We start from the raw sequence: 282 nt of genomic DNA on the forward strand, positions 1-282 counted from the left end.
CCACATCACCGTGCGCGACGTTGCGCTCAATCCGGTCCCCCACCTGGATGCCAACCTGCTGGGCGGCTGGATGAAGCCGGCGGAGCAGCGTAACGACGACGAACAGGTGTCCCTGGACCGCTCCAACGAGTTGACTGACGAGCTGCTGGCCGCCGACGTGTTGGTGATGGCCGCGCCGATGTACAACTTCGCCATCCCCAGCACCCTCAAAGCCTGGCTGGATCACGTGTTGCGGGCCGGTGTGACCTTCAAGTACACCGCTACCGGGCCCCAGGGTTTGTT

General features: G+C 64.2%; 1 protein-coding gene. It reads left to right on the forward strand.

Annotated features, from left to right (window positions below):
* Positions 1-282 (forward strand): FMN-dependent NADH-azoreductase (locus tag AAEZ08_RS22795; RefSeq protein ID WP_500125158.1); only part of this gene is annotated, 282 nt, incomplete at both ends.

The organism is Pseudomonas sp. E45-MNA-CIBAN-0222, assembly GCF_040310405.1.
GTDB lineage: Bacteria > Pseudomonadota > Gammaproteobacteria > Pseudomonadales > Pseudomonadaceae > Stutzerimonas > Stutzerimonas stutzeri_AC.